Source organism: Streptomyces sp. NPDC085866 (genome assembly GCF_044541035.1).
GTDB lineage: Bacteria > Actinomycetota > Actinomycetes > Streptomycetales > Streptomycetaceae > Streptomyces.
Window position 1 is genome coordinate 91,241 of sequence record NZ_JBITSQ010000022.1, and the last position, 22,132, is coordinate 113,372.

Consider the following 22,132-nt stretch of genomic DNA (forward strand, 5'->3'; position numbering starts at 1 on the left):
GAGCCCGGCGAGTCCAGGGCCTTCTCCACCGCCCCGCCCATGACCGGAGCCCGGGTCAGGCGCGCAGCCAGTCGGGTACGGCGCCGGTGAGTTCGTGGACCAGATCGGCCACGGTGGGGTCCGCCCGGTACGCGTCGACCAACACCGCCGCCAACTGCGCGCCCGTCTCCTGGTCATCGGCCTCCTGGGCTCGGCCGAGTCCCTCCAGCAGCGGCCGTACGCTCTCGCGGGGCCGGAGCGTGGCCAGCACCATGCCCTGGACCAGCAGGTACAGCACCGTCTCGTAGGCGAAGGCCCCGTCGTCGTCGACGGCCATCTCCCGGCAGAGCGCGAGGGCCCGGGCGGCGAAGGGCTCGGCGTCGGCCGCCCGCCCCTGCTCCAGGAGTATCTCCGCGTGGTTGCGCAACGCGTCGGCCAGCGCGCCCTGCGTCCCGGGGTCGCCGTCGGCGTGCAGTTCCTCCAGCGCGTCGACGGCCCCGCGGCCCACCTCCACGGCCTGCCGGTCGTGACCGGACTCCGACAGGGCGATGGCCCAGCCGTCGGCTGCCCGGGCCCAGGCGAAGGTGTGCGTCCGCGGCGCGGCCCGCCGTAGCTCGTCGTAGAGTTCGACGGCCTCCCGGGACCGTCGTTCCGCCTCCTCCCAGCGGCCGAGGGGCCCCAGACAGCGGGCGACGCAGTGCAGCGCGGCGGCACGTTCACCGGCGTACAGGTCGACCGGGCCCATGGCGAGACTTTCGTACGCCTTCAGCGCCGCCCCGGCATCGTCGAGGCCGCGTTCGTAGGAGCCAGTGTCCACCAGGAGGTCGGCCCGAGTCGCCAACGCGGCGGCGAGAGGCCGTAGATGGGCATCGGGGTAGCGGCGGGAGAGCCGGCGGTAGTGGACGATCGCCCGGTCCACGGCGTCGATGGCGTCGTCGTACTCGGCCAGATCCGCGAGGCAGACGGCGTGGGCCAGCAGTGCGGCAGCGTACTCGTCCTCATGGGCCGACAGTGTCTGGGCGGGAAGCCCGGAGTACAGGAACACGGACTCGCCGCTCGCCCCGGCGGCCTCCACGACCTGTCCGAGGCTGGACAGATGGTGGGCATACCCGGTGAGCGCCACCGCGAGCGCCGCCCGGGCGACGGGCCCGTCGGCGAGCTCGCGCCGCAGGGCGACCGCGCGCTCGGCGGATGCCAACGCGTCCTCCCGCCTGCTCTGCAGATGGAGCTGGTGGGCGTAGCCCTCGTGTGCGGTGGCCAGGTCGTGGGCGTAGCGGCCGGGTTCCCGGCCGGCGACGCCCTCATAGAGCCGGACCGCCATCGCGCCCCGTTCCAGTGCCTCGTCGTGCATGCCGACGGCGGTCAGCCAGTGGGCGTGGTCGTTGAAGGCGGCCGCCAGCCGTGCCCAGCCGGTCTCGTCCGGCTGTTCGCCGAGCGCTCCTCCGGCCAGGGTGACGAGGGCCCCGGCGAGCTCCGCTCCCCACACGGACAGGTTTCGGGAGTGCGCGGGCAGCCGGGTGAACATGCTCCGCAGGAGCGTCTGGTCGTCGGGGTGGTCGCGTACGACCTCGGCGAGGGCGGTGTGCAGGGGGCCCGGTTCCGATCCGCTGGAAGTCGCCGCGGTCACGGCCGGTCCGGCCAGCCGCCGGGGGTGGCGGACCACGACGGCGTGCAGGGGCGGGCCGAGCCCACTGTGCCGGGGTGCCGCTCGGGCGGCCACCCGCAGTGCGTCGCTGGCCTGGGCGGTCGGCGCCGTGGCGAGCAGTTCGTCCAGCAGCGCCGGGCGTCGGCCGACGGCGAGTCCGACGAGGTACTCCCCGATCCGGTCCGGGCGCAACGGCCCCCAGAAGGTGTGCGGGTCGGGATAGAGGGTGGCGAGCCAGTCCGCGGCGGCGCCGACCACGTCGGGGGTGGCGTCGTTGCCCGTGACGTCCGGTGTGTCGGTCATGAGCGTGGACAGCCGCGCGAGGACGTCCGTGGCCTGGTCCCGATCGGCGGGTGAGCCGCACAGCGTGGCCGAGGCGACCAGTTCCCGCCGGGCACCCAGGGTCAGGGCACCCAGTCCCCGGTCGTGTGCGGTGTGCCGCCAGATCTTCTGCTCATGCCTCAGCAGTACGCCCTCGTACGGCTCGTCCGCCGGGCCCTCCTCGGGGTCGAGGGCCTGGAGCAGGGCGACCAGGGCCGCCATCTGGAGGTCCAGGGCCCGGTGGTGGCGGGGGTCGTCCAGGTCGGGCACGCGCAGGGTGCGCAGGACGGCGGGGTCCGGGGGCGCGGTGACGGTGGGCAGCCCGGTCAGTGCCTCGGCGAGGTGCTCACCGATCGTGCGGAAGGTGTTGTCGTCCGGTGGCTCTTCATCCTCGCCGTAGAGGTCGGGCAGCGGGAGCACCGTCCCTGGCGGCGGGTCGCGCAGTGGCAGGGCCTCGCTGCACAGGTTCTCCCACCAGTCGCCCGATTCCTCGTCCCGGGCGAGCAGCAGCAGTCGTAGCGGTGTGGTGTCGGTGTGCTCGTGTCGGTCGACGAGATCGAGGAGGGTCTGGAGTTGCTCGACCCTCGTCTCGGCGTAGTCGACGACGAGCAGCAACGGGGTGCGGGTCTCAGTGACCAGGGGCAGGAGAGCCGGGGAGGCTCCCGTGGCCAGGAATCCGGCACTCCAGTTCCGCAGCCGCAGGCGGCGAACGAGTTCTGCGGCGAGTCGGGTCTTGCCCTGGCCGCCGGGTCCGGTGACGAGCCGCACGGAGAACCGGCCGGGCTGCTCGCACCATGCGCTCAGGCGGGCCAGGACGTCCCGGCGTCCGGTGAACGGCACGGCCGTCGCGTCCGGCCTGAGCAGAGAGACGGGGGTGTTGACCGGCCGGGCCGACTCCCGTTCCAGCAACGGCTGGAGTTCGGCCGGTTCGGTGACGGCATTCGGAAACAGGGCGCGGAAGCCGGGGTCGGCCAGGAGTTCCTCGGCCGGGATCGCGCGGGCCCTGCCGTGCCCCGGCTCGTCCTTGGCCGTGACGACGACACCGCACAGCAGGTCGTGGCTGAGCAGCGCCGCGCCGGAGGCTCCCTCCCAACGGGACACGGCGGCGGCCGGCGAGTAGGGGATCGGCTGCCCCAGAACGATGTGGTAGCGCCTGGCCTTGACGGCTGTTCCGGTGTTGACGGTTCCCCGCACCCTGACGGTGTCCCGCAGTACCAGCCTTCCCATGTCGTCGTCGCGCCGTACGCCCATGCCCGACGGGTAACCGACGAGGTCGACCGGAACCTCTGGCAGCCCGGTGACCAGGCGGCCCCAGCGCAGTGGGGGCGAACCGCCGTCCGGTGGCACCGGAAGCGGCGACGAGATCCGCAGGACGGCGGCGTCCATCCGTGTGTCGGCGGGCTCATGGGCTTCGTAGCCGTACCACTCCACGTCGCACGGCAGGTAGTCCTTCGAACCTGGCAACCTCACCGTCACCTCGGCCTGCCGCCAGTCGCCACGGCTGACGACGTGGCCGGCGGTCAGGACGAGGCCGTCGTCGAGGAGGTAGCCGGTGCCGCCGCCCCGGCCGTCCGGTCTGCGGCTGTAGACCTCGACGACACGGGAGTCCGTGCGGTGGTCGACGGGTGCCGGACCGGATGGTGTCACCGCTCGGGCAGCCCGTCGAGTTCGTCGTCCACCTCGGAGAAGTTGGACCATGTCTCGCTGTTCAGGTCGAGATCCGCGTCCTGCGGGGTGAGACCGGCAGCGTCCTGCGCGGAAGGGGCAGGCGGAGCCGTTGACAGTTCCGGTGCGGGGGCGGCCTCGCCGTCCTGCTTCGACGTCTTGGGCTTCTTGGGCATGTCTGAACTCCCTCGCAGGGAAGACCGTTCACAGGGGACGCGCTGGCCTCAGCCTAGGCGACGGCATGCCGGAATGGTCCCCGCCCGGAAGGTGCGGTGATCGCCTCTTTCCCGGAGTGATCCGACAGTGATGGTTTGAGTCTCCTCTCGGTCCGCCAAAGGCAGTTGACGGTCAGGAACGGGCGCGCAGCCGCTCGATTTCGGTCAGGCATCGCCGGAGCAGCACGGTGTGTCGCCCTGCCCGGGCCACGCCCGCGGCCTCCTCCAGAACCTTCAGGGCCCCCTCCGGATCGCGGGAGCCGAGTACGAGGCCATGGACGCACAGGATGCGGGCGTCTTCCCCGCCCACCGGCGCCCCACCGCCTCCGGTCGCCTCGCGCAGCGCCACGGCCGATTCCTCCGAGGCCACCACCGCGCTTTCGTCGTCGCCCACGCGACGCAGCGACAGCGCCAGATCGGCGAGCGCGCAAGCCAGTTCACCCACGGCCCGGGGATCTCGGCCGGCGGCGAGCGCACGTCGCAGGCGCACCGCCTCCGTTGCGGCCTCCAGGGCATCGGGCAGACGGCGCAGCGCGGTCAGCCGACTGACCAGTCCACTCAACAGTCGTGCCAGGAGCCCCAGTTGGAAGGGGGCGGGGTCGTCGTCCAGCAGACCGCGCTGGATGGCGACGGCCTCCTCGGCCAGGCCCAGCGCCGTCCCGTGCTCGCTCAGTGCCGCACGTGTCCGGGACTCGTTGTGCAGCGCTTCCGCCAGCCGTACCAGGTAGGCGTCCGGGTGCTCCTCCGCCAGCACCCGCAGGATCGCCACGGCACGCGCGGTCTCCTCGGCCGCCTCCGCGACACGACCGTCCTGGTGGAGGTAGAGGGCGTGGTGCAGGCGTGCGTCGGCCATCTCCACCGCGGGCCACCCCGGTTCCCGGCGCAGGAGCCGTTCGCGCAGCCGTACGCATTCGGCCCCCAGCGCCAGGGCCTCGTCGTGGCGGCCCGCGCGGTACAGCCACAGGGCCTGATGGTGCAGTACGGTCGCCCGGCGGCCCTGGGCCTCGGGGGTGTCCGAACGGTGGTCCGGGCCCAGCGCGGCCAGCAGTCGCTCGCCGACTCCGACCGCGTCGTGCGGACGGCCGACCTCGTCCAGCCGAGCACCGTACCCCAGCAGGACGTCCATGAACTCCGCGTCCACCGAGGCGTCGAGGCTGTCGCCTCCCCGGACGCGGACACCCTCTTCGCACGCCTCCAGTGCCTCGGGGTACCGGCTCGCCCGGGCGAGCCGGTAGGCCAGGGCATGGAGTGCGGAGGCCAGTTCCCCCGGTGCGCCCGCCGTGCCCCGGGCGTGCGCCACGGCCTCTTCGGCCATCCGCGCCGCGCGACCCGCGAGCACCACGGTGTGGCGGGGCACCGCGGCGAGCATTTCGGCGGAGAGCGGACCTCGCCCGTCCGGCCCGTCCAGCACCGCGTCCACCGCTCGGCCCAGGACGCCGTACCCCTCCCGGGCGAGCAGTTCGACGGCGACGGGCGCCAGCGCCCGGGGGCGTCCGGCGATCAGGCCGACGATCCGCTCGTCGAGTTCCGGGAAGCTCCGTCCGGCCCGGCACAGCACGCGCAGCAGATGACCGGCCCGCTCGGCGTCGGGCAGTTCGGTGAGCGCGGACAGCAGCTCGGGGAAGGCCCGCGCGGTCGTACCGACCAGATGCTCGCCCAGCAGGTCGGGCACCAGCCCCACCCAGTAGCCGTCGCGACCGCCGTACAGCTCGTTGAGCCACATCGCCGCGCCGAGGACCGTGTTGGCGGTCTCCCCGCGCAGGATCCCGCTTCCCTCCAACAGATTTCTGGCCTCGTCGGGGGTACGGACCCGGCAGAGCGTCGCGGTGACGACCAGCTGCCGCAGGGTCTCCGTGTGCAGGTGACCGATCCGGTGGGCGGACACGGTCCGTGTCCAGTACGCCTCCTCGTGCCGCATCAGCAGTTCCACGCCCTGCACCCGGGCAGCGGCCGGTACCGGGAACAGGTGCTGCAACAGCGCGGCCAGCGCCGTGCCGTGCAGTTCCAGCGCCCTGGCGAACCGCTCGTCCGTCAGCCGCGGCGGTGTCACCGACTCCGGTCGAAAACCGGGCGGCGCCGGGGGAAGCTCCGACAGCCGGGCCAGAGCGGGCGCCAAGCCCTCGACCGCGTGGCGAAAGGCCCCGGACCGGGTCGCGGGATCGTCGGCGAGCGGCCCAAGCTCCTCCACGGTGCCAGGCGGCGGCTCCCGCAGTGCCCGGCTCTTGCGGCACACATGCTGCCACCACTCCCCGTCGCTTCTGGCGAGCATCAACAGACGGACCGGCGGCCCCACCCCTGTCCCGGCCATCGTCCCGAACAGCCTCAGCAGTTCCAGCAGTTGATCGAGACGGGTCTCCGCGTAGTCCACGACGAGCAGGAGGGGAGCCGACAGTTCACCAAGAGCGGTCAGGTCGGCGTCGGGGTCGTCATCCAGGAACCCAGTGTTCCAGTTCCGGCGGGCCATCCGATCCACCAGCTCGGCCGCCACCCGCGTCTTGCCCTGACCTCCCGGTGCGGTCAGCAGCTTCGGCGACCACAGACCCGGAGTCAGGCACCACTCGACGAGCCCGTCCATCAACGACTCCCGGCCATGGAAGCCGACCGGGCTGACCTCGGCCCGTAGGAGACCCGCCGGTGACCGCGCGGGCGGCGGCGGGGGCTGAAGGACGGCCGCGAGCGCGACGTCGTTCACGTGGGGCCTCCCCAGCAGTGCGGCCGCCTGCTCGTCCTCCAGCAGCGCGGTCGACGGAACGGCGGTCAGCGCCCCGCCGGACGCGCCCGGGTCGGGGTCGACCACCACCAGCCCCACCAGCAGGCCCCCGGACGTCACCCCCGCCCCGGACATCCCGCCCCAGCGGGAAACGTTCCCGGCGTCCTCTCCGGCGCTCCCCACGGGGACAGCGGCGGGCACCGGGTTGTCCACCTTGATCTCGTGACGGCCGGCCTTGAGCCTGCTGCCCGGCGCGATGTGGCCGGTGACGTGCGCAGTGTCCCTGAAGGCCGGCGCGCCCTCTTCACGCACCCGCATACCGGCCGGGAACCCGACCGCCTCGACGGGACGGCGGGCGCCCGTACCCAGCCGTCCCCACACCAGCGGTGGAAGCCCCTCCGGCTCCCGGAACGAGGCATCGTCGATCCGGAGCAACGCCGCGTCGATCCCGGTCCCCGCCGCGCTGTCGTAGCGACGCCAGACCACCGAGCAGTTCCAGACCGAGCCGTCGTCGAGCAACCGGATACGGGCCGCCGTCGCTCCGCGGACGGCATGACCGGCTGTCAACACCAGACGGTCATCCAGCAGATGGCCCGTGGCGATCCGGTGCCGACCGCCGTCCGAGGTCCGGTAGACCTCGACCACCCGCCGGGCTACGGGTGGGATCGTCCGGCTCACCTCTGCGGCAACTTCTCCGTGATGTCCGATACTTCGAGCGGTCCACCGTCCGGTCCCCGGGGTGTCAGGGTGAGCCGGATGGTGTGCGTGGACGTCCGCTCCCGGCGCTTGGCCCCACCGCCCGACAGAACGTAGAACCGGGCACCCCCGGTGATCTCGCTGCCGCTCAACAGAGCCACCTGGAACTCCAGTTCCACCGCCCCCACTTCGAAGGAAAGGCCGCCTTCGGGCGCCAGCCGCCGGGCCGTGTCGAGCTGTTTGCGCAACGACCCTATGGCCTGCGCGAGTTCGACGAGGTTCTCGGCGGAGTCTCGGTCGGACATGTCATCCCCCTGTCGCACTGCGTCGGTCAACCCCATCGTTACCCACCGGAAGCGCCCCGTCACACTGTCCCGCACGTTCTGTCAGGATGTGCCGCCGGGGCGTGCGTGGAGCCGACGAGGTGGGAGAGCGGATGAGTGAGCGTGCCGTGGCGGCGGACCCGCGTGTGGTCGAACTAGCGTCGCTGCGGCCCGGTGCACGAACCCACAACGCCGGGTCCGGATATCTGCTGCACGACGGGCTGGTGATCACGGCCGCGCACACCGTGCCCGCACCCGGTAACGGTGAGGTGTGGATCCGCCCCGGCGGGACCGGTCCGTGGCTGCGCTGCCGAGTGCTGCTGCGCCGCTACTCGGACCGGGACGCGCCCGAGGGTCGAGGACACCGCAGACCAAGGGACTTCGCCGTGCTGCGCGTCGAGGACGAGGCCGGGTCGCCCGCCGTGTCCGCCCTGCCACCGGTGCGCTGGGGACGGCTGGCCACCCGGCCCTGTTCTGCACGGATCGAGGCCACCGGCTTCCCCGCGGGCCTCAGGGTGTACGAGGACCGGGGCGGCCCACGACTGGCCACCGTGATGCGGGACACCGCCCACATCAGCGGCACGGTCGTCTCCTCGGATGCCCTCGGATCACGGCACGTCGTCCACGTCGCCCGTCCCGTGCCGCCACTGCCCGACGGAGCCGCGGGGACGAACGAGAAGAGGAGGACACGCTGGGACGGCATGTCGGGTGCGGCCGTCATGTGCGACGGCCTGCTCGTGGGGATCGTGGTGCGCGCCGACGCACTCGGCGGCGTTGAGATCGAGGAGACGGCACCGCTGTGGGAGGATCCCGAAGCCCGCGAACTGCTGGGTCTCCAAGCGGTGCGCCCTCAGCCGGCCGAACTCTCGGGGGTGCTGCACCGACCGACCGGGCGTCCGGCGCTCTCCCCCATCTCACTGCTCAGGCCGGAAGCGGCCGCGGTCCGCTTCCACGGCCGCGAGGACACCCTCCGCGACCTCGCGGACTGGCGGCACTCCGATGCCGGCGACTCGGTGCTCCTGCTCACCGGCCCAGGTGGCCAGGGCAAGACGAGGGTGGGCCTGGAAGCGGTCCGCGAGGCCGAGGAAGCCGGCTGGACGGCCGGTTTCCTGGCCGAACGCGCCGACAACCGGGCACTGTCCCGCCTGGTCACGCTCGACACTCCCTTGCTGCTCGTCGTGGACTACGCCGAGACCCGCCGGGCACAGACGGACGTCCTTCTCGATGTCTTCGGCCCGTCCGTCCCGGCTCGCTGCCATCCGGTGCGGCTCCTGTTCCTGGCCCGCAAGGCCGGCCAGTGGTGGAGCCGACTCCGGGAGCACGTGCATTTCCCGTGCGACACCGCCGTACGCCCGCTGCCTCCCCTGGAGCCCACCGCCGCACTTCGTGCCACCGCCGTTCGCGACGCCATGGCCGACCTCGGGGACGGACTGACCACCCTGTACCCGGGGCCGAAGGCACGGCAGGCGAGACGCGCAGCGGTGCCACCGTCCGTCACCGAGGACCGATACTCCGGTGCCCTCAACCTCCAGATGGCCGTCCTTGTAGCCCTGTTGCAGGCTGTGGACCCGGTGCGCGTCACGAACGGTGAACGCCACGAGGCGGTCCTCCTCCGTCACGAGCAGAAGGTCTGGAGGCGCACCGCGCACAGCCACGGCATCGGCGACCTACCGCTCTTCGAGTACCGCCGTATGGTCGCCGCGGCGACACTCTGCCCGGCCGAGGACGAGCAGCAGGCCCTGGCCGTCCTCGGCAGGCTCCGGCCGACCGGCCTCACCGAGGAACCCCGGACGCCGCTGCCGGACCCCGTGCGCTGCGGACGTTGGCTGTCCAGCCTCTATCCGTCCGACGACGACCACTGGGGTCCGCTCCAGCCCGACCGGCTGGGTGAACATCTCCTGGGCGGCGTCATCGCGGAGGATCCCGATTTGCTGGGCCGCCTGTTGCCCACCGCGACCGAACGCCAGACCTCGGCCGCCTTCCACCTGCTGTCCCGGGCCCAGCCCCACCAGCCTCACATTACCGAACCACTCCGGACCGTCGTCACCGCCCACCCCGATCCACTCGCCCTGCGCGCCGTCAACGCCGTCGTCGCGGTGGAGAACCCGGCCCCACTCCGGCAGGCCCTGGCCGCCGTACTGGAGGAGATCAGGAGCACCGTGGACGGGTGCGGATCACTTGGACAGCGGCTGTACGACGCGGTTCCGCTGCCCACGCTGGTCCTCGACGAATGGGCGGCGGACCTCTCGGGCCTGCTGGTCCGACAACCACCGGGACTCACGACGCAGGACCCTCACGAGGCGTCGGCCGAACAGGCACGGCGGCTGCACCGTCATGCCGTGCGGCTGGTCGAGATCGGGCGGATCCCGGCGGCCCGCACCGCTGCCGAGAAGTCCGTCGCCCTGTGGCACATCCTCACCGCGCACGGCTGGCCGGGAGCCGAGAGCGGCCTCGGACTGGCCCTGAACACCCTGTCCCTGGTGGCCGACCAGGATCGGTCCGGTGCAGAAGCGCTGTCGCTCTCCCAGGATGTGCTGCGGCACTACGAGGACCTGGCGTCGCGGGATCCCGACACGTACACAGCCGATCTTGCGATGGCCTGGAACAACCATGCGAACCGACTCGCCGACGCGGACCGGCTCGACGAAGCGCTGGAAGGGGCGCTCACCGCCCGTGACCTCCACCACGATCTCGCCTGTGACGATCCGGCCCAACTCCCCGATGTCGCCCTGTCCGAGTACAACCTCATCCGGATCCACGGTGCGCTCGGGCAGTTCGGGGCGGCGACGGCCGATGCCCGCAGAGCCAGGGACCTCTACCGTGACCTCGCCGCTCGGTGGCCGGACCAGTACCGTTCACGCATGCCGGAGGTTCTCGGTTCCCTCGCCGAACTCCTCCGTACAGCCGGCCTGTTCGCAGAGGCGGTGGACACGGTCGAGGAGTGCCTGACCGAGTCCCGGCGCCTCGTCGCACATGACCCGGACCGCTTCACGCAGGACCTGGCCGAGCGACTGTCCGACGCCACGGCCGTCTTCGACGACCACGGGGACGAGGACAGGGCGCGGGCGTCGGCTGAGGAAGCCGTGGAACTGCTGCGGCCCCTGGTCGAACACGACCCGACCGCGGCACCGTCGTTCGCCAACGCACTGATCGCGCTTTCCCCCTATGTTCCGGAGCAGGCGGTCGACCTGCTGAGCGATGCCGTCGCGATCTACGAAGAGACCGAGGAGTCGACCCCGGGTGTCCACGGTTCCGCCCTGGCCGTCGCCCGCGCCGCACTCGGCGACGCCCTCGCCGACGTCGGGCAGTACTACGAGGGGCTGCGCGCCTTCGGCGAATCGGTCGCCGTCCTGCGTCCCCTCGCCGACCGGCTGCCCGCCGCACACGGACCGGAGCTGGCCCGTGTGCTCGATCTCCAGTCCTACGCGTTGTTCGACTCAGGAGACACTGAGGCCGCCCTGGCCACGGCGACGGAGGCGTACGACAGGTTCGCGGCCGCGGTGGCCGAGGAACCCGGAGCCTTCGTCGACGAGTTCGTCCGCGTTGCGGGGAACCTGATGTTTTACCTGCATCGGTGGAGCCGCTGGTCGGAGATCCTGACACGGACCGAGCAGGCGTTGCTCCTGTGCAGCCTGCCATCGGCGGGGGACCGTCCCGAGCGGTTCGACGCCCTGCGCGAACTCCTGGGGCACCGGATCTCGGCGTTCGAGGAACTGGGCCGTCACGAGGAGACGACGGACTGCGTACGGCAAATGGTCGATCTGCGCCGCCAGCTCTTGGACTCCGACCCCGAAGACGCCGACCACCGCCTCTCCCTGGCCCAGGATCTGTCGCGTCTCGCCGACTCGCTGTGCAACGCGGGGCGACCGTCCGAGGCCGTCGACGCCGTGCGTGAGGCCCTCGCCCTGCGACGGGGCGTGTGCGAGAGCGTGGTCGAGGACGAGAACGACGAGAACGACGGGGCCGAGGAGGAGGACGAGCAGGTGAGCGAGGGCGCACTCCTCGTACAACTGGCCGCAGTGCTGCACCAGGCGGGCGACACCGAGGCGCTGGCCGCCGCCGAGGAGGCTGTCCGATACCACGAGGACCAGCAGGGACTCCCCGCCGAAGGTCGCGAGGACGGGTACTGCCAGGCGCTGCACCTGTACGCCGCCGCACAGTCGGCCGCCGGGCGCCCCGAAGCGGCGGTGGACGCCTGCCAGCACCTGGTACAGCTGTGCGCGAAGGAAGCAGCAGGTGAGGCGATCTCCGGTCGGGGCGGCGATCGTCTCGATCTGGACGAAGCCCTGACCTCACTGGCCTGGGCGTTGCTGGAAACCGGCTCATGGCCCCGGGCGCTCGGACTGGCCCGCGGCGTGCTCAGATCACTCACCGCGCCCGTGGCGCCCCCGCAGGACGACGCGTCGCAGCACCGCATCGCACTCGGTGCCGCGCTGCACGTACTGGCCCTGGCCCTCAAGGCAGCGGGCCGCCACCATGAGGCCCTGCGCATGGCACGCCGAGCGTTCGCCGTACGCCGTCGCCTGGCCGCCCGTGCCCCCGGAACACACATGACCGAGCTGGCGGAGACGATGAGCGTGCTGGCGCTCGCTCTCGACGCCACGGGGCGCACCGCGGAGGCCAGGACCACGGCCCGACGATCCCGCGCACTGCTCAGCCGCCTCGCCACGCCCGCCCCCACCGCCCACCGGAGCGCAATCCCGCCTCCGCCGCCGTGACCTTCGCTGTCACGAGGCCGAACAGAGCAGCAGCAACCCGTTCAGAATCAAGTCGGACCTCGAAGAGGTGTCGGGCAGCCTCGTGCTCAGACTGGGCTGCGCACGCTCGCGCGCCCACCCGTCACTGTGGTGCTGGACCCCGGCGACGCCGTGCGCTTCACGCGCCCGCCGCTGGCCGCCCGTGATCCGGTAGCCGGACGTTTCGTGGTTCACCCCACCGTCGCTCCGGGTGGCCGTCTCGTGTGGCAGGACATCCTGCACGCCCTGGGCCGGGACACCAGCCGTGTACGGGGCGGGGGGCTTTGGCCCATGGCTGAACAGGAACGCATGGTGTTGACCGCCCTGCGCCGACGGCCCCGATGCCAGATCACTGTGCTGCGCGGGCACAGGATGGGTGTCGGTCTGTGGGCGGACCTGGTCCACCTGCACCTCAGCACCCTGGCGGACATGACGCTCGTACACCATGCCGGACTCGACGACGCTCTGGCCCACCTGCTGCGCCACTGCGACCACAGCGTCGTCGACGACTACGCCGAGATGCTCCAACTGCATCCGCCCAACCATCCGAGCCGGTAGCCGCCCGCTTGCAGCGGTGACTTCCGCGGTACTCGGCACGCGCAGCACCGTGATGGGCAATGAAACAACGGAACGTTGTTTCATTGCTTCGTTGGGATAGTGTGGTGTCATGTCGGATCCTCAGTTTGAACCGCGTAGCCGTTTGGTCGGCTTGGCCGGCCTCTCTGGGACTGATGGTGTGGCCACGCAGGGGCTTCAGCGGGATACCGCGCTGCTGGACAGGCTGCTGGCCGGCCTCGCCCAGAGTGAGGGCGCGGGGGAGCGGGGTGTGTCGGACGATGAAGTGGCTGCGGCTCTGGCCCTGTTCGAGGGCATGCGGACCGCGGTGGACCGGCTGGAGACGCAGGTGGTCATCGAGGCCCGGCGCCGGGGTATGGAGTGGCGGCAGATCGCCCGCCACCAGGGCTTGAAATCCTCTCAAGCCGCCTCCCAGCGCTACCAGCGGCTGATGACCCGCCTCGAAGAGATCCGCCAGGGCATCCGGTGACAGCGGGCATGAGAGAACCTTCCATGAGCAACCAGTCCTCTGACCCGCTCGCCGCTGTCGAGGCACTCCTCGCCGCGGTCGACGGCGGCCTCGTTCTGCCTCCGCCGGCCGAACGCGTGCGCCTGCGCGAGGCAGCCGGCTTGACCCAGGCCGCCGTCGCCCAGGCCCTCGGTGTACGCCTGCCCAGCATCCAGGCCTGGGAGGACGGCCGCGCCGAACCGAAACCCGAACGGCTCCAGGCCTACTGGCACCTCCTCAAGGGCCTCGCCCAGCGCTATCCCGCCCCGCCGGCGTCGCCCGTCGCGCCACCGGTATCGGCTTGTGCGCAGCCCCCTGCCGCCGCGCCGACCGTTCGCCCCGAGCGTTTTGCGGACACGCACTCGACACCACGGCGCGTATCGGCCTCGCGCCGCCCGGGAGCGCCGAAAGCTGCTGCGGCAGGCACGGCGGCCAAGGCTGCTGTTGATCCGCGGTTTGTGAACGGTCCGCTGTTGGTCGTCGATGTCGAAGACGACGGCCAGGTCGTGGCGTATGGCGTCGGAGGTCTGGTGCTGGATGTGCCGGCGAAGTCGATTCCGGCTTTGGTGGACTGGACCCTGAAGGAAGCGAAGCTTGGTCAGTCGAAGTTGTCCGGTTCGGGTAAGGATGCCGATCCACTGCTGGTGTTGACCGAGGCTGCGTTGGAGCGTTACGGCCTGCCTGTCACGCTCACACAGCAGGAGCGTGTGGCCGGGCGGCTGCCGGAGGGTCACCAGGTCATCAAGCAGCTGGGGCGCGCCAACTGGCTGCTGACGAAGCGCGGGTTCGGGCCGTGGGCGCGGATCTACCGCCCCGCGCAGGGCTCGGAGCGGGCCTGCGTCCAGCTGTGCATCCCGTCCTGGCGCGCGCTCGACTCCCGCCACTGGGGCGACGCCGCCCAGCTGCCACCGGCGGAACTCGCCCAGTTGCTCGGGACGTACGCGTCCCGGGTGATGACGCCGCGCGGCTCCACGGCTGTCACCGGACTGGAGCTGATGACTGCTCTGCACCCGCCGACCCGCGCCTCCGAGCCCGACGCCGACGGCAAGCGGACTTCCGAGCACAATCCCGGCTCGCTGGGCAAGGACCCGGTGGACTGCGCGCCGTGCGAGGCCCCGGACGGACACCCGCTCCTGGCGGACCTGCCGCGCTTCCATGTCCGTGGCCCCGGCGAGAAGCTGTTCGAGGAGGCGTACGACTGGGCGCGGCCGATGACGGATGCCGAGTGCACCCTGCGGCATCTGGTCGGCATCGACGTGAACATGGCCTTCGCCGCCGGCGCCAACGGCCTGGTCGTCGGCCTCGGCGCACCGATGCACGTCAAGGCGCCGGTGTTCGATGCGAAGCTGCCCGGCTCGTGGCTGGTGGACTTGTCCCACGTCGACCTGTCGAGGGTGAAGGTTGCCAAGGACACGTGGGCGGAGCTGGACGCCAGTCTGCTGCCCAGCCCGTTCACGCCGAAGGGCGAGCGCCCGGAAGGCCCGGCTTGGTACGCGACACCGACGGTGGCGTATGCGGTGGAGCTCGGCTACGAGGTACGGCCGATCGAAGGGTGGGTGCGCAACGAGAGTGGCCGCTACCTGGACGGCTGGTACAACCGGCTGCGTGATGCCTACCTCGCCACGATGGCCGACCTCGGCGTGGACGCGGACCTGTCGCCGGCCGACTTCCTGGCGGCGATGGACGGCTACCAGGAACGCGACCCTCAGCTGGCGATCGTCGTCTCGGCGATCAAGGCGACGGTCAAGGGCGGGCTGGGCAAGCTGCGCGAGCGTCCCCGGGGTGAGGGCTGGCGGCCGGGCGAACGGTGGCGGGCCCTTGCCCGCCCGACCTGGCGGCCGGACATCCGCGCGGCAGTCATCTCCCGCACCCGGATCAACCTCCACCGCAAGATCGTCAAGCACGCGGCGTTCACCGGGCAGTACCCTATCGCGATCCTCTCCGACTGCGTCGTGTACGCGGCCACCGGCACCTCGCCGCTGGACTTCCTGCCCTACCGGGACGGCAAGCCACTGCCCGGCGGCTTCAAACTCGGCATCAACCCGGGCCTGGTCAAGCACGAGGGCACCCAGAGCGTCCTGTGGGGCGAAGAGGTCCGTGACCGGTTCAACGCCCCGGAACTCAACCTCGCCCGCTACATCAAGGACGGCACCGTCACCGACATCGACAACGGAGAGTAGGAGAGGACGATGAGTGTGTTCGGGGACGGCCTGGAAGCCGCGGTGCAGCGGGCGTTCACCCGCCCGGCGCCCAAGACCGCGCCTGCGCAGATGCGCTACCTGGTCAAGCAGCTCAAGGGCACCAGGGCTGTGGCCCAGATGCTGCGGATCTCCCAGCGCACCGTCGAACGCTACGTCAAGGACCAGATCAAAAGACCGCGCCCGGACCTCGCCGCCCGCCTGGAGTCCGAGGTGAAGAAGCGGTGGCAGCCGCAGATCCGCGCCAAGGCCCGCCAGAAGGCGGCGACCACCGACGGCATCGTCATCGACACCCGCGCCCGGATCGGCTACACCGCCCCGATCGGCACCACCGACGACGCCCGCCTCCGGCACCTGACCGTCGCCCTGCCACCCCGCTACGCCGCCCGCCTCTTCGACGCCCAGCAGCAGGGCGCCACCGACCAGCAGCTCCAGCAGATCACCGCCGAAGCACTCAAGGACGTGTACTTCCAGGACAACGGCCGCCGCGCCGGCAGCCTGGAAGAGGTCCGCTTCACCGACATCGAGCACGTCGAGTTCGACCTGTAAGGACGGAAGCCCGCAGGTTCAGGTTCACGGCAGCGCCTGTGTGACTGATTCCCAATCGTCGTTGTCAAGCTGCGGCCTCTCCAGAGTGGCTCGACTGTCCAGTGACGTTGGCCCCGGATGAGGGCCCACAGCACATTGAGGCGGTGACGGGCGAGGGCGAGGATTGCCTGCTTGTGGCTCTTACCCTCGGTTCTCTTGCGCTCGTAGAAGGTTTTCGAGGTGAGGCTGGACCGCATGGACAGCGACGATGAGCAGCTGCTGCGCGGCAGGGTTTACGGCCATGACACCGACGACCCGCGCTCAGGGCGGCGCTACGTCGAACCGCTCGCAGCGATCCAACGTGGCCATCACTTCAGCCCGTCCAGCTGCCATATCGGCGCAGTGATGTTCGATTGCTCCGCTGCACGAGGCTCGAACGCGCAGCCACGCATGGACATTTGGGTTTCATGTCGCTCCTGCTCGCCTCGAGATGCCTGCGCGACTCCGTGACCCGGGGCGCCCGAGCCTCGATATTCGAACATGCTTGTGAAATGTGAGTGCATGAATTTCAGTCATCCGTTTGTATGCACGCCAATCGCACCGCTCGTGCGGTCTTGCCGCATCCGCCCCCCATGGAACTACGTTCCGCTACGATGAACGCGGGGTCATCCTGGGTGTGCTGGCGATGAGTTACGCGTTGTCGCAGTCGTGAGTCTCTGTCTGGGGCGTGTGGTGCAGAGGTCGCGGAAAACCCAGCTTATTTACGTCAGTAAAGTATCGGGGTGTTTGCGTGGGGGCCGGAATGCGGACTGATTTCGCGAATCTGATCATCGAGCAGGCGATCGTGCACTCGATCCCGCGCAAGATGAAGTCCGACCTCGTCCCCGCCAAAGTGCAGTTGAGCGAAGCCGTCTGCAGTCTGACGCACACGGTTCGCGTTGAGCTCCAGCTCAAGCTGAGCGACGTCCTCGTCAACCGTGGGCGCGAGGTTGTCGTAGACCCCGAACTGAAGGCCGTGCTGCCGGAACAGATCCGCGCATACCTCGAGGGCCGGGCGGATCTTGTGGACACTTCGAAGGAGATTGCGCAGCTGCTGCACACCAGCCAGCCTGGCTCAAGCTCCGACGGGTTGCTGCTAGTGGCATCCGCGAAGCTCGACGGCTTCAAGACGCTGCTGATGGTCAAGCTGGAACGTGAAACCGGGATGCAGGCCACGGAAATCGTCACGGAAGAAGGCCTGCGCACCTTCGATGTCCAATACTTTGCGAACCTTCTGTTCACTGAGGCGTCCCGCGTCTACAAGGTCGCCTTGTTCTCGGCCGCTGGCCTCAGCGAGGATGCCATGGAGGGCTGGGCCGCCGACAAGCAGATGACGGGCAAAGCCCTGGCCAAGTTCTTCCGGGAAAAGTTCCTAGGGTGTCAGCTCAAGAACGAGCCTCGCGAGGTCACCCTCCGCTTCCACGACGCCGCCGTGGACTGGATCAACTCCCGCTTCTCCGACGCTGACACACGGATCACCTACCTCATGGCGCTGCTCGTCGAACTGCAGAGCCCGACACCGGTGCTGGACCCAGACGCCTTCATCAAAACCCGTCTGCAGCCGCCGCACCGGGACGACTTTGCGGAGTTCCTCCGGGAGAACGAGCTGCCCGAGCAGACCTTCGACAAGGACTTGGAGCTTGTCGAACCGAAGCTGCGCAAGATGCGCGTCGAGTTCGACAATGGAGCGTTTCTGGTTGCGCCGCTCGAGGCCGTAGACAACGAGACGGTCAAGGTCGTCGACCTGGAGGACGGCCGGATGCGTCTGACCGTGATTGGCGTCATGACCTCGACTCGCAGCTTCGGGCAGGGTAAGGCGCGCCGTACTGGCGAACAGGCCACCGACGAGGCCACCCAGGCAGAGCTCGTTGTTGATGACAGTGCCGCTGACCGTAACTGAGGCGTATCACCGCTACCGCGAGGAGCGGCCTCGTATCCGGGCGATGGCCGAGCTGACCGCCGCCTACATGCGCCGCAAGGCTGCCCGCCTTCACCTGGACTGCCAGGTCTCCGCACGGGCAAAAGAGATCAGCAGCTTCATCAAGAAGGCCTACCACAAGCCCTACACCGACCCCTGGAAAGAGATCACCGACAAAGCGGGCATCCGCATCGTCGTTCCGTACTCGTCACTGCTGGACCGTGCGCTGGAGATGGTCACCAGCAACTTCACCGTCGTTCGCATCGAAGATGACCGCAACAAGCCCGGCTTCGAAGAGCGCCTCGAGTACCCGCGGCTGCACGTTCAGATCCGCCCCCGCGGGGAAGAGATGGACCCAGACGGCATGCCCTACGAGTGTGAGGTGCAGATCCGCACCGAAGCCGCGGACGTATGGGCGCGCATGTCGCACTCGCTGATGTATAAGCCAGGGGTCACCACCGACATCCCCTCCGATGTCAGACGCTCGCTGTACCGTTTGATCGCCCTAGTAGAGCTGTACGACTCGGAGGTCGAACGGGGGGTCAAAGCGTTGGACGAGCACCCCGACTTCAGCCGCAACAACCGTCTCCTCGCCGAGGCCGAGCGCATCTACCAAACCTTCAGCCTTCACCCCTACGACCGGGAACTGTCACAAGACGTCGTCGACGTACTCGTCGATTCCATCGGAGAAGACCCGGACTACGCCGACCGGCTGGTGGAGTTCGCCGAGCAGCAACGTTCCCGCCTCGAGAGCGTCTACGAGGAGTACGGGCCCGCCAGCGAACAGTTCCTCGAACACGGCCGCTACCTGTTGGTCAGTCAACCCGAGAGCTTGATCATATTTGAGAGGCTGGCCAACGCCCGCTACGACCTGCAGGAGACCTGGGAGGGCAGTTTGGAAGACCGATGGCTCGACGACTTGGCCCGGATCTGGAGAGTTCGCCGGTGAGCGCAGCGCAGTCGGAGCCCCCCGCCCTCGCCGCCGCCACGGCCATGTTCATAGAAGTGCTGGTCGTAGGCATCGGCTTCATGACAGGCCTTGCCCTGCTGGCTGTGGCAGCTGCAGGACCACAGACCGCAGCCAAGGCAGCACCGCTGGCAGGCTCAACGCCAGCCGCCGGAGCGTGTCTTGCTGCCGCCTACGCGCTGGGCATACTCGTCGACCGGGCTGTCGACAAAGCCCTCGCCCCCATCCGCCGACGCCTGCGCAAAGTCTCCTTCCCCTCCGATAGCGCTTACGCCCAGGCCCGCCTGAACCTGGCCACCTTGCCCGCCCTGATCGCGCTGGCTGACTACGCCCGTTCCCGGATGAGGATCTGCCGCGGCTGGATTCTCAACACCGCCCTGCTCACTGTCGCCAGCGACCTGGCTCTCCTGCGCTACGACATCGAGCACCGCTCCCTGCTCCTTGCCCTGGCCACAGCTCTCGGCCTGCTCCTGACCGCAGGCTTCTACCTGTCCTGGCACACCATCACGGCCACCGGCTACCGAAAGCTCGCCCAGCAGACCGCTGGCCTCACCGCGTCCCTGCCTCCGCAGACGAACAGCACGCCCACCACCCCCGCGGCGGCAGATTGAGCTGCTTTACTCACAGCAAGCACAAGAGCAGAACACGGACCGCCAGCAACCATGACTAGCCCCACTCCTCTGGGTCCTGAACGCATCAGCCTCTTTCCGCACCAGCAGCAGGGCCTCCAGCGCACCGCCAGGCATTTGCGCCGGCCGGGCAGCCGCGCTCTGTACGTCTCGGCGACCGGTACGGGCAAGACCGTGGTCGCCTCCCGCGTCACGGACGCCCTGGGGGCGCGTCTGGTGCTGTTCGTGGTGCCCACTCTGGACCTGGCCGCACAGACCGCGCTGGCGTGGCGTGCCGACGCCCGCAGCGAACACATGGTGATCGTCTCCTCCATGGACGCCTCCGGCCGTGACGACCTGGTCGCGGCCCACGTCACCTCGACTGCGCAGGTCGGCACCCTGGCCCTGCTGCTGGCATCCGTCGGCCCCGGCGAAAACCAGATCCCGGCGCTGACCGTGATCTGCACCTACGACTCGCTCGACAAGGTCGAGAACACCCACCACACAGCACTCGACGTACCCCCCTTCGACCTGGCGGTCATGGACGAGGCCCACCGCATCGCCGGCCGCACGGACAAGAAGTGGGCCATGGTCAACGACGCGCACCGCATCCGCGCCGACCGCCGCCTCTACATGACCGCCACACCGCGGATCTTCGCTGCACCCGACCTGGCCGAGTCCGCCGCCCCCTCCCGGCCCGGCCGCCGCGCCAGCGCCGAGCAACCCGGCTCGGAGGCGCTGGCGAACAGCATGGACAACGAGGCCACCTACGGCAAGAAAGTCTTCGAATACCCCCTGGCGCAGGCGATCGCGGACGGCATGTCCGCCGACTACCGCATCGTGGTGCCCACCGTCACCGACACCGAGCTGCGCGACCGCCTCAATCTGAGCGCCGTCACCGGACAACGCGCCACCGAGGACGCGCTGCGCACCACCGCCCTGCACCTGGCCGTCCTGCGCGCCATGACCAAGCACCAACTACGCCGCATTCTGGTCTACTTCAACCTCGTCAGCGACGCCCAGCGCTTCACCCGCGAACTCGGCCACACCCTGCGCCTGCTCCGCAAAACCGCCCCCGACCTGTGCCCAGACACACCCCCCAAGCTGTTCTTCGCCCACGGCGAGCACACCCCCGAACAACGCTCCGGCATCTTCGCCGCCTTCGCCGCCACCGACAGCGCGATCCTGGCCAACGCCCGCCTAATCGCCGAAGGCGTCGACATCCCCAGCGTCGACGCCGTCGTCTTCGCCGACCCCACCCGCAGCGTCATCCGCTGCGTCCAGGCCCTCGGCCGCGCCCTGCGCCTCGATGTCTCGGGCAAGACGGCCTCGCTGATCGTCCCCGTCTACATCCCGCCCGGCGCCGACCCCGAGAACATCCTCGGCACCGCCTACGAACCCGTCTGGGCCATCGCCACAGCGCTGGCCAGCCACGACCACCGCATCCTCGAACGCCTCCCCGACAAGGCCAACCGCCTCCCACGCGAGACCAGCCAGGTCATCGAACGCCGCTGGCACTTCGACTTCACCGTTCACCCCGAACGCATCGCCCAAGCGATGGACCTGACCTCCTTCGACCCCCGCGACCAAGGTGTCTCCCGCTCCCGCCGCCTCGGCCTTGCCGCCGCCCAGTCCTACCGCGACGAACACGGCCACCTCGACGTCCCCGCCGACTACACCGACCCCGCTGGCTACCGGCTGGGCACTTTCATCACCACCATGCGCGACGCCGCGAAAGCCGGCCGCCTCGAAGCCGAGTGGATCGCCGAACTCGACGCGCTGGGCATGATCTGGGACAAGCACGAGTCCGCCTGGCGCTCCCGCCTGGCCGCCGCAGCCGACTACCACCGCGCCCACGGCCACCTCGCCGCCCCCGCCACCACCCCCGTCGGCGCCTGGCTCGCCGAACAACGCCACCTCGCCGCCAAGAACGAACTCGACACCGCCCGCGCGGACGCGCTCACCGCCCTCGCCGCCGACTGGCGCCTCCCGCACGGCGCGGACTGGCACCGCAAATACCACCTGCTGCGCGCCCACCTCACCACCGGCGCCGACCCCGCCGCCCTCACCCGCGACACCGTCCTGGCCGGGGTGAAGATCGGCTCCTGGCTGCACCGCCAGCTCACCACCTGGCTGGCCCTCACCCCCGGCCAGCAGCAGCTGATGACCGCCCTCGACCTCACCCCCGACACCAACCCCCTCGCCCCCGTCCGCCGCGCCCGCCGCACCTTCGAGGAGACCGTCCAGCTCCTGGAACTCTTCCTGCACCGCGAAGGCCGCGTCCCCGCCGCCCGCGAGAGCATCCGCGTCGACGGCGACACCGTCAAACTCGGTGCCTGGCTCGCCAAGGCCCGCACCAAGCACCGCGCCGGCCAGCTCCCCGACGATCACGTACGCTTGGTTGCCGCCCTGTTCGAGGGGGACTGGACGGCCGAGGATGCCGTTCCCGTCGTCCTGGTGTAAGCCGGGGCCCTCGGAGACCTAGACTGGGGCCGGTGCCACAGTGGGGCAGTAACGCCCG

13 protein-coding genes are annotated in these 22,132 nt (G+C 70.2%); 9 read left to right on the top strand and 4 right to left on the bottom strand.

What is annotated here, in order from left to right; genetic code table 11:
• Positions 1-55: 55 nt before the first annotated feature.
• From ACIF83_RS40365 to ACIF83_RS40380, 4 genes are all read right to left on the bottom strand, one after another.
• The gene (locus ACIF83_RS40365) at positions 56-3,592 is read right to left on the bottom strand and encodes a trypsin-like peptidase domain-containing protein (protein WP_399734866.1); all 3,537 of its coding nucleotides are present in this window, start codon (positions 3,590-3,592) and stop codon (positions 56-58) included.
• The gene (locus ACIF83_RS40370) at positions 3,589-3,786 is read right to left on the bottom strand and encodes a hypothetical protein (RefSeq protein ID WP_393484818.1); all 198 of its coding nucleotides are present in this window, start codon (positions 3,784-3,786) and stop codon (positions 3,589-3,591) included. Before ACIF83_RS40370 ends, ACIF83_RS40365 begins: the two co-directional genes overlap by 4 nt.
• A 172-nt stretch (positions 3,787-3,958) precedes the next feature.
• Positions 3,959-7,213 (bottom strand): hypothetical protein, encoded by a 3,255-nt coding sequence (locus ACIF83_RS40375; protein WP_399734869.1) that lies wholly within the window; start codon positions 7,211-7,213, stop codon positions 3,959-3,961.
• Positions 7,210-7,536: a trypco2 family protein gene (locus ACIF83_RS40380; protein WP_393484816.1), complete on the bottom strand. Its 327-nt coding sequence runs from the start codon at positions 7,534-7,536 to the stop codon at positions 7,210-7,212. The genes ACIF83_RS40375 and ACIF83_RS40380 overlap by 4 nt, the downstream gene beginning before the upstream one ends.
• 131 nt (positions 7,537-7,667) lie before the next feature.
• On the opposite strand from ACIF83_RS40380, the gene ACIF83_RS40385 reads away from it, so the two are divergent.
• From ACIF83_RS40385 to ACIF83_RS40425, 9 genes are all read left to right on the top strand, one after another.
• Complete coding sequence (locus ACIF83_RS40385) at positions 7,668-12,272, top strand: tetratricopeptide repeat protein (protein ID WP_399734872.1); 4,605 nt, start codon at positions 7,668-7,670, stop codon at positions 12,270-12,272.
• A 309-nt stretch (positions 12,273-12,581) separates the two neighbouring features.
• Positions 12,582-12,848: a hypothetical protein gene (locus ACIF83_RS40390; RefSeq protein WP_393484814.1), complete on the top strand. Its 267-nt coding sequence runs from the start codon at positions 12,582-12,584 to the stop codon at positions 12,846-12,848.
• Positions 12,849-13,026: 178 nt separating this feature from the next.
• Complete coding sequence (locus ACIF83_RS40395; RefSeq protein ID WP_393484813.1) at positions 13,027-13,335, top strand: hypothetical protein; 309 nt, start codon at positions 13,027-13,029, stop codon at positions 13,333-13,335.
• Between the two features lie 23 nt (positions 13,336-13,358).
• Entirely contained in the window at positions 13,359-15,533 is a 2,175-nt protein-coding gene (tap, locus tag ACIF83_RS40400; protein WP_399734877.1) for a telomere-associated protein Tap, read from the top strand.
• Between the two features lie 9 nt (positions 15,534-15,542).
• A complete protein-coding gene (tpg, locus tag ACIF83_RS40405) occupies positions 15,543-16,100 on the top strand; it encodes a telomere-protecting terminal protein Tpg (protein ID WP_393484811.1) in 558 nt (185 codons plus the stop codon).
• 769 nt (positions 16,101-16,869) lie between these two features.
• Entirely contained in the window at positions 16,870-18,018 is a 1,149-nt protein-coding gene (locus ACIF83_RS40410; RefSeq protein WP_399734881.1) for a nucleoid-associated protein, read from the top strand.
• 43 nt (positions 18,019-18,061) lie between these two features.
• Positions 18,062-18,985, top strand: coding sequence for a hypothetical protein (locus tag ACIF83_RS40415; RefSeq protein ID WP_399734884.1), 924 nt, complete (start codon positions 18,062-18,064; stop codon positions 18,983-18,985).
• Positions 18,982-19,614 carry a hypothetical protein gene (locus ACIF83_RS40420; protein WP_399734887.1) on the top strand — a complete coding sequence of 211 codons (633 nt, stop codon included), beginning with the start codon at positions 18,982-18,984 and terminating at the stop codon, positions 19,612-19,614. Before ACIF83_RS40415 ends, ACIF83_RS40420 begins: the two co-directional genes overlap by 4 nt.
• A gap of 51 nt (positions 19,615-19,665) precedes the next feature.
• The gene (locus tag ACIF83_RS40425) at positions 19,666-22,074 is read left to right on the top strand and encodes a Helicase associated domain protein (protein ID WP_399734889.1); all 2,409 of its coding nucleotides are present in this window, start codon (positions 19,666-19,668) and stop codon (positions 22,072-22,074) included.
• The last annotated feature ends 58 nt before the right edge of the window (positions 22,075-22,132 follow it).

Coding starts and splice junctions, on each gene's coding strand:
- ACIF83_RS40370 (WP_393484818.1), bottom strand. CDS start 3,786: ATGCCCAAGAAGCCCAAGACGTCGAAGCAGGACGGCGAGGCCGCCCCC.
- ACIF83_RS40380 (WP_393484816.1), bottom strand. CDS start 7,536: ATGTCCGACCGAGACTCCGCCGAGAACCTCGTCGAACTCGCGCAGGCC.
- ACIF83_RS40385 (WP_399734872.1), top strand. CDS start 7,668: ATGAGTGAGCGTGCCGTGGCGGCGGACCCGCGTGTGGTCGAACTAGCG.
- ACIF83_RS40390 (WP_393484814.1), top strand. CDS start 12,582: ATGGCTGAACAGGAACGCATGGTGTTGACCGCCCTGCGCCGACGGCCC.
- tap (WP_399734877.1), top strand. CDS start 13,359: ATGAGCAACCAGTCCTCTGACCCGCTCGCCGCTGTCGAGGCACTCCTC.
- tpg (WP_393484811.1), top strand. CDS start 15,543: ATGAGTGTGTTCGGGGACGGCCTGGAAGCCGCGGTGCAGCGGGCGTTC.
- ACIF83_RS40415 (WP_399734884.1), top strand. CDS start 18,062: ATGGCCGAGCTGACCGCCGCCTACATGCGCCGCAAGGCTGCCCGCCTT.
- ACIF83_RS40425 (WP_399734889.1), top strand. CDS start 19,666: ATGACTAGCCCCACTCCTCTGGGTCCTGAACGCATCAGCCTCTTTCCG.